Genomic DNA, 13,742 nt, shown 5'->3' on the forward strand with positions numbered 1-13,742 from the left:
CAAATACGGAGTGAAATTCGAATGAGTTAAAAACCTATTTTTGCAAACTATTGAAAGAGTTTACACTATACCTATATTGATGAAAAAAAAGCTTCTATTTCACCTATTTTTCGTTACCTCATTATTTTTTGTTGGAAAAATTTTTGCCCAAGACAATAGCGCAATCACCAATTTGTTGTTGCAAAAAAAACTGATTACTCAAAAAGAAGCCGATTCAATATTAAATTTAAACACTGTTCCCCAAAAGACAACTTTAGAAAACAAAAATTTCACTTTAGGATTAGAATTTCGTCCAAGAATGGAATATCGAGATGGCTACAGACAATTACGAACTTCGGATTCGAAAGCAGCTTTTTTTGGCACACAAAGAAGCCGATTGAATTTTTCATACGACCAACCAAAATTTAAATTTCATACTTCGATTCAGGATCTCAGGGTTTGGGGGCAATATGGTCAAACTTCAAGTTCTGGTTCTTTGAATGTATTTGAAGCCTATGTCGAGGCAGGAATTACAGATCATTTTTCGGTAAAAATGGGTCGCCAAAAACTGGAATTAGACAACGGCCGACTTTTTTCGGCGGCCAACTGGAGTCAGGCAGCCAGAGCTCACGATGGAATCAACCTGATTTACAATAGTAAAAACATACATTCTGAATTCATCTCGGCTTTCAATCAAACTTCCGAACGAATTTTCGAAACCAATTATGCACCAACAACATTTACCAATTATAAAATGCTTCATGTGCATTACTTAAAGGCAAAATTGAGTCCTCATTTTAACCTATCTACACTCAATTCGGCTGATGGTTATGAAAGTAAAATCAATCCAAGAACCATGTACACACGTGTCACTTCGGGTGGCCGAATTGAATTTGAAAAAGAAAATCTATACTTAACGTTGAGTGGTTACTATCAATATGGTCAATTACAGGATGGGAATAAAATTTCGGCCTATTATTTTCAACCTGAAATTCAATGGAAGAAAAACAAATTTACCACGCGTTTAGGAGCGGAATACATGAGTGGCGATAATGCTGATAAACCCAGTTCAACCTCTAAATCTTTTGTTACACTTTATGGTGTAGCCTGGCGTTTTATGGGTAATATGGACTATTTTATCTCTTTTCCTTATGATTTAAAAAATGGTGGATTAATCAATCCTTACCTACATCTTATTTATGATGTGAATAGCAAACTAAGTCTGCGTTCTGATTTTCATTTGTTTTACTTACAAAACAAAGTAAAAGACAATTTGAATAATAATATCAAACCTTATTTGGGTTTTGAAAACGATTTATCCGCCCATTACAAATACAATAACTTTACGATGATTGATTTTGGTTTTTCATTCATGGCTGCCGAAAAAAGTTTGGAGAAAATCAAAGGAGGAAATAGCAACATCATTCCCGTATGGAGCTACTTAATGATCACTTTTAAACCTGAATTATTTAGCTTAAAAAAATAATTCGATATTATAAGATGAGAAAAAACAAATAACTACGTATAAATACTTATTTTTGAAAAATATTTTTTCATAAAACAGTACCAAAAATGGATTATACTACCATAGGTTTGCTTTTTTTATTTGCATTAGTCGCCTTTTTATATTCCTCTGTTGGTCATGGCGGTGCTAGCGGTTATCTGGCGATTATGGCATTAGCAGGAATAGCTCCAGCCATGATGAAACAATCCGCTTTAGTGATGAATTTAGCGGTATCCTTATTTTCTTTTATAGGTTTTTATAGAGCTGGTGCATTTAAACTAAAACTTTTTCTTCCGTTTATGTTAGCCAGTATACCCTTAGCCTATTGGGGTGGAACCATGAGTTTACCAGATGCTATTTATAAAAAAATATTGGGGATTTGCATTTTTATTTCGATCATTCGCCTTATCTATCAATTTGAAGACAGCAAGGAACCGAATCGAGAAATCCCTTTATGGGCTGGATTATTTTCAGGAGGTAGTATCGGATTACTTTCGGGACTACTGGGCATTGGCGGAGGAATTATTTTAAGTCCGCTAATGTTATTAATGCGTTGGGCCAAATTAAAAGAAACGGCGGCTGTATCGGCATTGTTCATTTTTGTTAATTCCTTGTCTGGATTATATGGACAAGTTCAAAAAGGCGGATTTAATCTAACCGAAGATTTACAAATAGCTGTCATGGCGACAATCATAGGTGGACTTTTGGGATCTTATTTTGGTAGTCAAAAATTCAACAGCAAAACATTAAAATATCTTTTAGCACTTGGATTAACTATTGCAGGATTAAAATTGCTTTTTACATAAAAATTTCATGTTTTAGCATACAAATAATGAAACTTTGATCGTTATTAACTTCATATAAAGAAATTCTTTATTATTTTTACCCCATAATTAAAGTAAACTATGAGTTCTTCATTTGATAAGTTCCAAAAACGCAGGTTAATTTCCTCTTATTTTTCGGTAGTTTTAAGTATTTTCTTGGTATTATTTTTACTAGGAACACTAGGGCTTTTTATCATCAATTCTAAAAAATTAGCCGACGACTTTAAAGAAAAAATCGCCATGACGGTTTTCTTTAAAAACGAAGCTAACGATACGATTCTGAAAAATTTTGGTGCCGAACTAAAAAGAGCTCCCTTTGCTAAGCAAATTGTATATGTAAGTAAAGAAGACGCTGCTAAACAACACACCGACATTATTGGTGAGGATTTCCTAACTTTTTTAGGAGAGAATCCTTTGCAAAACTCCTATGACATCCATATCAAAGCGGCTTATGTAGAAAAAGATAGTGTAGCTAAAATTGAACGTCAGCTACGTATGAAAAACCCAATGATTTCAGATATCGTTTACGACAAACAATTAGTAAACCTCGTAAATGATAACATCAAGAAAGTGAGTATGTGGATTTTGATTATTAGTGGTTTCTTGACTTTTATCGCTGTTTTATTAATTAACAGTTCGTTACGACTTTCTATTTACTCAAACCGATTTATCATCAAAACCATGCAAATGGTAGGTGCAACAAAATCATTTATTAGAAAACCTTTTGTATTACGAAGTATCAAACTAGGAATGCTTGGGGCAGCTTTAGCCATCTTAGCTCTCATTGGACTTTTATCTTATGTTCATTCTAATTTCCCTGACTTAGGAATCCTGGAAAACAAAGGACTTATTGCACTTGTACTTCTTGGCGTATTTGGATTTGGGGTTTTAATAACTTGGTTAAGCACTCATTTTGCTACACAACGATTTTTAAATCTAAGAACAGACGACTTATATTAGTTTTTTAAATGTAGATTTAAAAGAAGAAAAGACATAAACTTAAAATATAGGGATGAGATTGCTTCGTCCCTCGCAATTAAAAGATGGAAAACAATAAACAAGAATTCTTATTTGATAAAGTAAACTACAAATTTCTATTTATAGGAATTGCTGTAATTACGATAGGTTTTATATTAATGTCAGGTGGTGGCAGCGATGATCCTAAGGTTTACAGCGATGCTATTTTTGACTTTAGAAGAATCCGATTAGCACCAACAACCGTTTTAATTGGTTTTGGAATTACCATTTATTCCATTTTTAAAAAAAATAAATAGTTATCGTTTTTAGGTAAAAAGGCTTCTACAAGCTCAGCCTGAAAACTAAAAACTGAAAACTGATTACTACAAAATGAACACATTACAAGCTATTGTTCTTGCTATCATTGAAGGAATTACCGAGTTTTTACCTATTTCTTCAACTGGTCATATGATTATTGCGTCTTCTTTTTACGGAATCGCACAAGAAGATTTCACAAAGCTTTTTACTATTGTTATCCAATTAGGTGCTATTCTATCTGTTTTGGTATTGTACTTCAAACGCTTTTTTCAATCTTTTGATTTTTATTTCAAATTATTGGTAGGCTTCATTCCTGCTGTCGTTTTAGGTTTACTTTTCAGCAAAAAAATTGACGCCTTATTAGAAAACCCAGTTACGGTCGCCATCTCATTATTAGTAGGTGGAATCATTTTACTAAAAGTAGATGAATGGTTTAATACTTCCGAAGAAACTGAAATCACTTATACTAAAGCAGTCAAAATTGGATTGTTTCAATGTCTAGCCATGATTCCAGGAGTTTCCCGAAGTGGCGCTTCCATTGTTGGAGGAATGTCTCAAAAATTATCCAGAACTGCTGCTGCCGAGTTTTCATTTTTCTTGGCAATTCCAACAATGTTGGGAGCAACTGCTAAAAAATGTTTTGATTATTACCAAGACGGTTATGTATTAACTGGTGACCAAATTAACTTATTAGTTATTGGTAATATTGTAGCTTTTATTGTTGCACTTTTAGCCATCAAATCGTTTATTACTTTTTTAAGTAACAGAGGATTTAAAATTTTTGGTTATTATCGTATTGCTGCCGGATTAATCCTGTTGATAATTCATTATTTCATTCACCCACTGACGGTTATCTAATGACGCGCGAAGAATATCTAGAAGGACAAGTTTTATTAATAGACAAACCTTTGAAATGGAGTTCATTTCAAGCGGTGAATAAATTAAAATACCTACTCATCAACAAAGTAGGCTTACCTAAAAAATTCAAAATTGGTCATGCCGGAACTCTCGATCCATTAGCGACTGGTTTGTTACTAATTTGCACTGGAAAATTCACCAAAAGAATTGCTGAACTTCAAGGTCAGGCTAAGGAATATACCGGTACTTTTTATATTGGCGCCACTACGCCTTCTTATGATTTAGAAACCGAAATCGACGCTAATTTTCCAACAGCACATATTGATGAAGCTTTAATTCACGAAACGGTGAAACAATTTTTAGGCGAAATTGATCAAAAACCACCCATTTTTTCGGCTATCAAAAAAGACGGAAAACGCCTTTACGAACACGCCCGTGCCGGAGAAGAAGTGGAAATTGCCAGTCGAAAAACTACCATTCACGAATTTGAAATCACCCGAATTGCATTACCTGAAATTGATTTCAGAGTGGTTTGTAGCAAAGGAACTTACATTCGTTCCCTTGCTTATGATTTTGGAAAAGCCTTGAATTCTGGTTCTCACTTGACAGTGTTGCGTCGAACAAAAATTGGCGATTACGATGTAAAAAACGCTATCGATATTACGCTGTTTGAAGAAAGTATAATTTCAACTCACAACAACAACCAATCTTAATTTTAACTAACTTTAGTATATCAAGAATAAGGTGTCTATTTCATACTGATTATCAAAAAATCCAATTATGAAAACCCTAACTTACATACTAATATTAATAGGATACTCATTACCTAGTTTCGCTCAATTTCAACAAGGTTCCTACACCTATTTTGGTGTATCGGTTCCACTAAAAGAAAATGTAAACCGGGGCGACGACGAATATTGGTTTTTACCTGATGGCTTAAGTTTAAAATTCGGAGAGGGCATTCATTTTAACCGAACAATATCCATAGGATTACATTCTGGAATTGACTGGATAGGTTCCAGAAAATTAGTAGTAATTCCTGCCTATGCCAATCTTAAATTAAGTTTACAACTTGGCCCTGAAGATTTTTTATACATCCAACCTGCTTACGGCAAGTCCATAGTCTTAGGTCGCGGAAATCTACATGATGACTTTCAAAAAATAAGCCTCGGATATGAAGGCATTGAAGGTTATTCTTTTTTTATTGAACTCACCCAATATGGATTTAAATTGTACACCCCTGATAAAGTGACCACATTCAGCTTGGGGTTGGCATTTACAGCATTCAACAAAAAAACAAGAACCAACATCAATAAAACAAAACCTTAAAACCTTTTTTGAAAAAACTAATTTGTTTGAACTATTTTAAACCGACTTTTACTTTTTCCAAAATTTCATTTTGCAAAATCTCCTGATCTACCGCTAGCATCATTTCTATAATTTCTTTTTGAGTCGTCATTCCTTTATCATGTAAATACCACAACTGCAATTCCGTTTTGATCGTCTCATCAATAATCCCGTGCTCTTTTTTATAATTTACAATCAAATCAAAAGCGGGTTTAGGTCTTGGTCCCCATTGTGCTACCACATTTGAAGTCTCTTTTTCTAGAACTATCAGTTTAGGGATTGCTCTGGCGTTATTGGTCAAAAATTGATCCATTACGTCCAAATGCTCATCTCTCAGAACGATTCTCATTTCAATTTTACCTTCACTAGCCTCACTCATTTTATTAAAAACAGGCAAAAGTTGGGCTGCATCGCCACACCAACCTTCTGAAATCACAATCCAAACAAACTCATTCTGCAAAGACTTTAGTTGATTAATACTATCCTCCGAAATTTTCATAGTTTTATCCAAACGATTCATACGAGTCTCGTTTAAAGCACTATAATGAGTTAAATCTTCCGTTTGTTGATGTCCTGTTGACTTTCCTTCTTTTAATAAATCGCTTACTAATTGTCTATATGCTGAATAGGTATAGCTTTCCGTTAATGCTCTGGCAATTGATGAAATCATATCTTTTAAGTTTTGAACAAAAATACAGCACAAAGAATGGATTTACTATGACAAAAATCACATTCAAATGAACAAAAATCGTAATTTTATAAAAAACTACCCCAAAATGAACTTACACACAAAATCAATTGGCTTAGCGCTTTCGGGTGGTGGGACAAAGGGTTTAGCCCATGCGGGTGCTATCAAATTTTTAGAAGAACAAAACATACGCCCCACAAAAATTGCAGGAACCAGTGCAGGTTCCATTGTTGGTGCTATGTATGCTTGGGGAAAAACTCCCGAGGAAATCTTAGACTTTTTCAAGTCCATCTATTTTTTTCATTGGCGACATATTACCTTTACTAAAGCGGGTTTGATTGACTCGGAAGCCTTTAAAGATTATTTTCATGCCGTTTTTAAAGAGGCAAAACTATCTCATTTGGAAATCCCTACCCAAATCACCGCTACCGATATGATTAAAGGCCAACTTAAAATATTTGATTCAGAAACTAGGATTGTCGATGCACTCATCGCTTCGTGTTCGTTCCCAGGAGTGATTTCGCCTTATCAAATTAATGGCCATCACTATAGCGATGGCGGTATTTTAAATCATTTCCCTACTGATTTACTTCGAAAAAATTGCGATACTATTATTGGCGTCTATGTAAGCCCTATTAACAACATTAAACCAGAGGATTTAAATTCTATTCGAGCGGTTACCACAAGAGCATTTGATATCCTTTCGGAACACGCTAATATATCGAAATTCAATCAATGTGATTGGATTATTCAACCCAAAGAACTGAGTGTTTATAGTACCTTCGAAACCAATAAAACAAAAATGGATACGATTTTCAATTTAGGCTATGAGGCCGCCAAATACAGCTTTGAAAACAAAATTTATAAAATTTAAGTCGTGCTATTTCAGAAAAAAAGAATATCCCTATATTTGCACCAATCAACGCAACATACACATGAAATACAAAAGAATTCTTCTAAAATTAAGCGGAGAAGCTTTAATGGGAGATCGTCAATATGGAATTGATCCTGTAAGATTAGCTGAATACGCTGAAGAAATCAAAAAAGTTCACGCAAAAGGAGTAGAAATTGCCATCGTAATTGGCGGAGGAAATATCTTTAGAGGAGTTGCAGGAGCAAGCAACGGAATGGACAGAGTGCAAGGAGATTATATGGGAATGCTTGCAACCGTTATAAACGGAATGGCTTTACAAGGTGCACTTGAAGAAAAAGGCATGAAAACACGTTTACAAACTGCTTTAAAAATGGAGTCTATCGCTGAACCTTATATTAAAAGAAGAGCCGACAGACACTTAGAAAAAGGAAGAATTGTAATTTTTGGAGCTGGAACTGGAAACCCTTACTTTACAACCGATACAGCTGCTGTATTACGTGGAATCGAAATCAATGCTGATGTAATTTTAAAAGGAACACGCGTAGATGGAGTTTACGATTCTGACCCAGAGAAAAATGCTTCGGCTGTAAAATTCGACTTTATCTCATTTGATGATGTAATCAAAAAAGGACTAAATGTAATGGACACTACAGCCTTTACTTTAAGCCAAGAAAATAAATTACCTATCCTTATTTTTGACATGAACAAAAGCGGAAACTTAGAAAGAATCTGCGATGGAGAAAATATTGGAACTGTAGTAAATATATAAATAGCAGATGGCAGTTTACAGATAGCAGGAAATCTGAAATCTAAAATCTAAAATCTAAAATCTGAAATAAAATGACTGAAGAAATTGAATTTATATTGGATAGCGCTCAAGAATCTATGGAAGGTTCAATCGCTCACTTAGAAAAAGAATTTCTAAATATACGTGCTGGTAAAGCCTCTCCTGCTATGTTGGGGAGTGTTTTTGTAGACTATTACGGCTCATCTACACCTTTAAATCAAGTTGCTAAAATAAGCGTACCTGATGCTAGAACAATAACTTTGCAGCCTTTTGAAAAAAGCATGTTGCAAACCATTGAAAAAGCAATTATGATTGCTAACCTTGGATTTAATCCAATGAACAATGGTGATGTAATCATTATTAGTGTTCCACCTTTGACAGAAGATCGTCGTCGTGAATTAGCGAAACAAGCTAAAGCGGAAGCTGAAGATGCTAAAATCGGGATTAGAAATGCTAGAAAAGATGCGAATACTGACATCAAAAAACTAGAAAAAGAAGGAACTTCTGAAGATGTATGTAAAAGTGCCGAAGAAGAAGTACAGAATCTAACGAATACTTACATTAAAAAGATTGACGAACTTCTTGTTCTAAAAGAAGCCGAAATCATGAAAGTATAACTTTCAAACAAAAACATATTGAAATCCGTCCTGATGTTCTATCACGACGGATTTTTTATTCCTACTTTTGCCATACCAAAATGAATTCATTTACGTTTTGATATAAACCCACTCTATGAAGCATCTTTTTTTGTTTTTATTCTTTAGCCTTTCGCTTCAAGCACAATTTCGAATCAATGGAATTGTTAAAGAATCCAGCACAACAAAAACACTTGCTTTTGCTACTATTACAACTAACGATGGTGTTATTAGCACTTCAGATGTAGATGGAAAATTCAGCATTGTATCTCAAAACCCTATTTCCTATTTTTATGTTTCCTACATTGGTTACCAAAAAATAAAAATAAATGTTGCGCAAAATAATCATTTTTACCCGGTGCTGCTTACGCAAAAAACAGACAAACTCAATGAAGTAGTAGTCAATTCGGAAAAGGCGGCAATTGCCATCATCAAAAAAACTATTGCATTAAAAGACAATAATAATCCTCAAAAAAGACTGCGAAGTTTTGAATTCAAAACCTACAACAAATTAGTTGTTTCGGCCAATCCTGATTCGATTGCTGGAAAAATAGATTCCATTATCGTCAAAAAAACAAAAGAAGGTATCTATTTTAAAATTGACTCTGCCAATTACAAATTCAAAACTACCGTAAGCAAACGCCATTTATTCCAAACGGAAAAAGTGTCACAATATCAGTTTAGTAACAAAACCTTAAAAGAAACCATTCTGGGGACTAAAATGGCAGGATTAAAACAACCGCTATATGAAATTCTTGCTTTTAACCTACAATCTTTTTCCATATACGAACCCAAATATGAACTTTTTGAAACCAAATACAACAGTCCTATAGCTGATGATGCTATTACGGAATACAACTATAAACTTTTGGATACAGTGGTCATCAGTGGCAGAAATGCTTATATGATTTACTTTAAAAACAAAAAGAAAAGCAAAGCCAAAGGACTAGAAGGTATTTTGTATGTTGACCAAAATAATTACGCTATCACTAAAGCTATAATGCGTATTAGAGGCCTACTGGACATCAGCGGAACTCATGAATTCGAATACAATCCAACAGAAAATATTTGGTTTCCAAAACACAAAAGTTTCCAAATTATCAAAGGAAAAAACGACGATGATATTAAAATATTCGGTGGTACGATTCAATTTGATGGCGACATGAAACAGGATTTAAGTCCGAGAAAAAAACAACCATCGGATTATATTTATTTACTGTCTGACAGCTATAATTTTGATATTAAAAACAACACCGAAGTCCAAATTTCAAATCTAAATTTTGCTGTAGAAATTGATAAAACTGCTTTTAACAAAGAAGATTCTTTTTGGGAAAATTATCGAAAGGACAGCATAGACAACAGAAGCAAAAGGACCTACAGCGAACTTGATAGCATTTCAGTAAGAAGAAAAATTGCAAATCGTGTACAATTTGGCAAGAAAGCAATCAATGGCTATTTACCTATTGGTTTTTTTGATTTAGACTTACGTAAAATATTTAGCTACAACAATTACGAAGGTTTCCGTTTAGGCTTAGGCGGGGTAACCAATGACAGACTGTCTAAACTATTCCGAATAGATGGTTATTATGCCTATGGAACCAAAGATGGAATTTTTAAAGGGAGTATTGGAGCTGCGGTTAAAATGGATAGCCGTACCAACTCTTGGTTAGGGTTTTCCTATACAGATGATATTCGAGAAATTGCGAGTACCTCTTTTTCTATCGAAAAAAAACCTTTCAAAATTTACGACCCAAGACCTATAAATATCAGCACTTTTTACAATTATATAAGTTGGAAAACCTATATAGAAACGAAGAAAATCCCAAAAACTGAAAGCGTTTGGGAGATTTCTAAAAGCGAGATAACACCAAAATTTGATTACGCATTCCATCTAAAAGACAAACTATTTACAGCTTACAACTTATCGACTGCCATGGTTTCCTTACAATGGAGTCCTTTTAGCGATTATATGCAAACTCCAACTGGCCGAATTGAAACAGAAAAACGCTATCCAAAATTCACCTTTCAATTTACTCAAACCTTAGGTAATCTATGGAAAAATGATTTTGATTTTAGCAAATTTGACTTCAAAACCGAATATGAAAAAAAATACCTCAACGGTCATAAAACCTCTTTATTAGTTCAGGCAGGTTATGCCAATGGGGATGTCCCTTTGACCCATTTGTACAATACCTCTCCAAATAATATTACCAAAGAAACCATTATCCAAAGAATTACTTTTGGAGGAAAAAACAGTTTTGAGACCATGTTTTTCAATGAATTTTTCTCTAATAAATATGCCTATTTCCAATTCAAACACGCTTTTAATCGTGTCACCTTATTGAAAAAAATAAAGCCATCACTGGTATTAGTTTCCAGAATGGCTTGGGGAAATCTAGAACATCCCGAACAACATCTGGGATTAAATTTCAAAACCTTAAAGGATGGTTTTTTTGAATCGGGAATCGAATTAAACCAAATTTTTAATGGCTTAGGTTTGACTACATTTTTCCGTTATGGTCCAAATCAGCTACCAAAACTACAAGACAATATTGCCATCAAATTGAGTTATGTACTGAATTTAGGTTTTTAAAAGATGACTTCTATTCTTCACTTAGATAGTACGGATAAAAAACTAGGATTTGATAATCAATACTGATGAAACATTAATTAACCAATCTGATTTAGTGTCAATTCTATTTTTCCAACTTTCTAAACTAATTATCATTAAATCTTGACTTTGAAGAAACTCTTTTCTTATAGTTTTATCATTCATGATCATAATATGATTTGGAGCCACTTGCTCAATAGAACGAATAGTTTCAACAATTTCTGAGGTATTTTTCACTGCTCCATTCGGATCTAATACTGTTATTTGAGAACCGTTATTATTGATTAATTTTTTAGCATATTCCAACAAAAAAGCATCTTCTTTACTAAAAATAGGCATAAAAACCTGATCTATTTCCTCCAAATCCTTGTCTATAAAAATCCCAACAGGCATTTTACTCCTAGTGATAATATGGCGGGTTTTTTCATCAAAAGGTGAATTTTCAAACAAACCTTCTTTACCTGTAAATTTATCAATCAAACGATCAGGATTAACAATTTGAGTAGTAAAGCCTAATATTTTTCCCAAGAAAGTTTCATCATAGATTGAGCGTCCCAACCCAACTAATAACAAATCATAGTCACCCTGATTAGCTGTATCCACAATATCTGTATCAATATCATTAGTCACTCTAAAAACACTTTGTATCTCTTGATTCAGAATTTGTGATTCTTTAATGATGGGCACAAACATTTTTCGCTCATAATCTTTCAAATCAAATGAATGTACTTCGGTACTAAGTGAACAATGCATTCCAGCTACTAGAGAACTATCGGACTGTTTTTTGACCAAACTGTTAGCAATTTTTAACATCTTTTTCCCTTTATCTGGAGTTGAAAACGAAAACAATATTTTGTATTTACTTTTGTTCCCAATCTCAGAAGGAACAATCGTAGGACTATCTTTAAAAATAAAATTAATCAAATCCAAGGCTGGACCAGTCATAAATGTAGTTACTAAAGCCATTATTACCATCATGGTAAAAATTTCGGTAGACAATACGCCTAAATCATATCCAATATTTAATACAACTAATTCCATCAACCCTCGGGTATTCATCAACGCCCCAATTGCTAGGCTATCTTTCCAACTTTGTCCCACAAATTTTGCAGCCAAGGCACTTCCGAAAAATTTCCCAACAACTGCAACTGCGATAATAATTCCAGTAATTTTCCACAAATTCGGATCATTCAACAAACCAATTTGTGTACGTAAACCTGTAAAAACAAAAAACAAAGGCAATAGAACAATTATGGAAACGTCTTCTACCTTTTCTATAAAAATATTTCTAAACTTATTATTTTCAGGCATAATTGCTCCTGCCAAAAAAGCACCAAACAACGCATGAATACCGATTAATTCTGAGGCATACGAAGAGAATAAAAGTGTTAAAAAGAAAATTGCCACGATTGGTTTGTTCAAACTTTCTCTAGTTGCATTCAAATCACCTACGCGTTTTAAAAAGGGACGAACTATCTTTAACATAATAATTACATATACAACCGCCATCCCAATAACATACAAGGAACTAACTAAAGAACCTGCCTTAACAATGGCGATTACAACAGCCAGAATACACCAGGCTGTAATATCATCGGCAGCAGCACACGTAATAGCAATTGTTCCTAATTTAGTTTTTTGCATTTCTCTTTCCTGAACAATACGAGCTAAAACTGGAAATGCCGTAATACTCATTGCAATTCCTAAAAATAATCCAAAAGAGGAAAACGCTACTCCCATAGGAGCAAAAATAGGATAGATAAAGAACGCCAAAGATAATCCTAAAGCAAATGGAATGACAATACTAGCATGACTAATAACAACGGCATCATGAGCCTTATTTTTAAGCACTTTCAAATCTAATTCCATACCAATCACAAACATGAAAAAAATCAGACCAATTTGGCTCAAAAACTGTAAATTACCTAAAGATGCCGTAGGAAATAAAGCTGCTGAAAACTCTGGAAAATACATTCCAACTAATGAAGGGCCTAAAAAAATACCCGCAATCATTTCACCTATCACTGAGGGCTGACCAATTTTCCTAAAAAACCAGCCAAACAATCTTGCTACTAAAATAATGGTGATAATTTGCGCCAATAAAATAGCCAATGGATGCTGTAAATTATCGGCCATAGAATGCAAAAAATCATTCCAGTGGTTACTTTCTATTTTTGTATTACTAATTTGACGTCCTAATTCCAGCGAAGTTCCTTTAGTAATAACCCAATAAATTAAACCCGTAAAACCACCAATAACAGAAACGTAAAACAAAGAATTTTTAATACTAGCCATAAACCATTTTTTAAATTTATGCGGCAAATATCAGCAGGGAATTTTAGCTGAAAAAGAATTTTAAG

General features: G+C 33.8%; 13 protein-coding genes. 11 read left to right on the forward strand and 2 right to left on the reverse strand.

The window, feature by feature from the left end:
• The first annotated feature begins 79 nt into the window (after window positions 1-79).
• The 7 genes from ACFPTQ_RS01500 to ACFPTQ_RS01530 all read left to right on the forward strand — a co-directional run bounded on the left by ACFPTQ_RS01500 (window position 80) and on the right by ACFPTQ_RS01530 (window position 5,769).
• Window positions 80-1,465: an alginate export family protein gene (locus ACFPTQ_RS01500; RefSeq protein ID WP_379772971.1), complete on the forward strand. Its 1,386-nt coding sequence runs from the start codon at window positions 80-82 to the stop codon at window positions 1,463-1,465.
• 86 nt (window positions 1,466-1,551) lie between these two features.
• Complete coding sequence (locus tag ACFPTQ_RS01505) at window positions 1,552-2,289, forward strand: sulfite exporter TauE/SafE family protein (RefSeq protein ID WP_278034678.1); 738 nt, start codon at window positions 1,552-1,554, stop codon at window positions 2,287-2,289.
• A gap of 99 nt (window positions 2,290-2,388) precedes the next feature.
• Complete coding sequence (locus tag ACFPTQ_RS01510) at window positions 2,389-3,267, forward strand: cell division protein FtsX (RefSeq protein ID WP_379772974.1); 879 nt, start codon at window positions 2,389-2,391, stop codon at window positions 3,265-3,267.
• 83 nt (window positions 3,268-3,350) lie between these two features.
• A complete protein-coding gene (locus ACFPTQ_RS01515) occupies window positions 3,351-3,581 on the forward strand; it encodes a DUF3098 domain-containing protein (RefSeq protein WP_379772977.1) in 231 nt (76 codons plus the stop codon).
• Window positions 3,582-3,654: 73 nt separating this feature from the next.
• The gene (locus ACFPTQ_RS01520) at window positions 3,655-4,440 is read left to right on the forward strand and encodes an undecaprenyl-diphosphate phosphatase (RefSeq protein ID WP_379772979.1); all 786 of its coding nucleotides are present in this window, start codon (window positions 3,655-3,657) and stop codon (window positions 4,438-4,440) included.
• Complete coding sequence (gene truB, locus ACFPTQ_RS01525) at window positions 4,440-5,153, forward strand: tRNA pseudouridine(55) synthase TruB (RefSeq protein ID WP_379772982.1); 714 nt, start codon at window positions 4,440-4,442, stop codon at window positions 5,151-5,153. The genes ACFPTQ_RS01520 and truB overlap by 1 nt, the downstream gene beginning before the upstream one ends.
• Window positions 5,154-5,220: 67 nt before the next feature.
• Window positions 5,221-5,769, forward strand: a complete 549-nt coding sequence (locus ACFPTQ_RS01530) for a hypothetical protein (protein ID WP_379772984.1) — start codon at window positions 5,221-5,223, stop codon at window positions 5,767-5,769.
• A 31-nt stretch (window positions 5,770-5,800) separates the two neighbouring features.
• On the opposite strand, the gene ACFPTQ_RS01535 is transcribed toward ACFPTQ_RS01530, so the two are convergent.
• Window positions 5,801-6,457 carry a thioredoxin family protein gene (locus ACFPTQ_RS01535; protein WP_379772987.1) on the reverse strand — a complete coding sequence of 219 codons (657 nt, stop codon included), beginning with the start codon at window positions 6,455-6,457 and terminating at the stop codon, window positions 5,801-5,803.
• Window positions 6,458-6,563: 106 nt separating this feature from the next.
• Here ACFPTQ_RS01535 and ACFPTQ_RS01540 point away from each other — a divergent pair, with 106 nt between their 5' ends.
• The 4 genes from ACFPTQ_RS01540 (at window position 6,564) to ACFPTQ_RS01555 (ending at window position 11,364) form a co-directional block, all read left to right on the forward strand.
• Complete coding sequence (locus ACFPTQ_RS01540) at window positions 6,564-7,349, forward strand: patatin-like phospholipase family protein (protein ID WP_379772989.1); 786 nt, start codon at window positions 6,564-6,566, stop codon at window positions 7,347-7,349.
• Between the two features lie 61 nt (window positions 7,350-7,410).
• On the forward strand, window positions 7,411-8,118 hold the full coding sequence (gene pyrH / locus ACFPTQ_RS01545) for a UMP kinase (protein WP_278034671.1): 708 nt from the start codon (window positions 7,411-7,413) through the stop codon (window positions 8,116-8,118).
• Window positions 8,119-8,189: 71 nt separating this feature from the next.
• The gene (frr, locus tag ACFPTQ_RS01550) at window positions 8,190-8,753 is read left to right on the forward strand and encodes a ribosome recycling factor (RefSeq protein WP_379772991.1); all 564 of its coding nucleotides are present in this window, start codon (window positions 8,190-8,192) and stop codon (window positions 8,751-8,753) included.
• A gap of 115 nt (window positions 8,754-8,868) precedes the next feature.
• Window positions 8,869-11,364, forward strand: a complete 2,496-nt coding sequence (locus ACFPTQ_RS01555; protein WP_379772993.1) for a DUF5686 family protein — start codon at window positions 8,869-8,871, stop codon at window positions 11,362-11,364.
• A gap of 42 nt (window positions 11,365-11,406) precedes the next feature.
• On the opposite strand, the gene ACFPTQ_RS01560 is transcribed toward ACFPTQ_RS01555, so the two are convergent.
• Window positions 11,407-13,677, reverse strand: a complete 2,271-nt coding sequence (locus tag ACFPTQ_RS01560) for a cation:proton antiporter (RefSeq protein ID WP_379772996.1) — start codon at window positions 13,675-13,677, stop codon at window positions 11,407-11,409.
• Window positions 13,678-13,742 lie beyond the last annotated feature (65 nt).

Source organism: Flavobacterium sp. GCM10022190 (assembly GCF_042656445.1).
GTDB classification, from domain to species: Bacteria; Bacteroidota; Bacteroidia; order Flavobacteriales; family Flavobacteriaceae; genus Flavobacterium; species Flavobacterium nitratireducens.

Excerpts from the sequence above, each read along its gene's own strand:
- ACFPTQ_RS01500 (WP_379772971.1), top strand. The coding sequence starts at position 80 with ATGAAAAAAAAGCTTCTATTTCACCTATTTTTCGTTACCTCATTATTT.
- ACFPTQ_RS01505 (WP_278034678.1), top strand. The coding sequence starts at position 1,552 with ATGGATTATACTACCATAGGTTTGCTTTTTTTATTTGCATTAGTCGCC.
- ACFPTQ_RS01510 (WP_379772974.1), top strand. The coding sequence starts at position 2,389 with ATGAGTTCTTCATTTGATAAGTTCCAAAAACGCAGGTTAATTTCCTCT.
- ACFPTQ_RS01515 (WP_379772977.1), top strand. The coding sequence starts at position 3,351 with ATGGAAAACAATAAACAAGAATTCTTATTTGATAAAGTAAACTACAAA.
- ACFPTQ_RS01520 (WP_379772979.1), top strand. The coding sequence starts at position 3,655 with ATGAACACATTACAAGCTATTGTTCTTGCTATCATTGAAGGAATTACC.
- truB (WP_379772982.1), top strand. The coding sequence starts at position 4,440 with ATGACGCGCGAAGAATATCTAGAAGGACAAGTTTTATTAATAGACAAA.
- ACFPTQ_RS01530 (WP_379772984.1), top strand. The coding sequence starts at position 5,221 with ATGAAAACCCTAACTTACATACTAATATTAATAGGATACTCATTACCT.
- ACFPTQ_RS01535 (WP_379772987.1), bottom strand. The coding sequence starts at position 6,457 with ATGATTTCATCAATTGCCAGAGCATTAACGGAAAGCTATACCTATTCA.
- ACFPTQ_RS01540 (WP_379772989.1), top strand. The coding sequence starts at position 6,564 with ATGAACTTACACACAAAATCAATTGGCTTAGCGCTTTCGGGTGGTGGG.
- pyrH (WP_278034671.1), top strand. The coding sequence starts at position 7,411 with ATGAAATACAAAAGAATTCTTCTAAAATTAAGCGGAGAAGCTTTAATG.
- frr (WP_379772991.1), top strand. The coding sequence starts at position 8,190 with ATGACTGAAGAAATTGAATTTATATTGGATAGCGCTCAAGAATCTATG.
- ACFPTQ_RS01555 (WP_379772993.1), top strand. The coding sequence starts at position 8,869 with ATGAAGCATCTTTTTTTGTTTTTATTCTTTAGCCTTTCGCTTCAAGCA.
- ACFPTQ_RS01560 (WP_379772996.1), bottom strand. The coding sequence starts at position 13,677 with ATGGCTAGTATTAAAAATTCTTTGTTTTACGTTTCTGTTATTGGTGGT.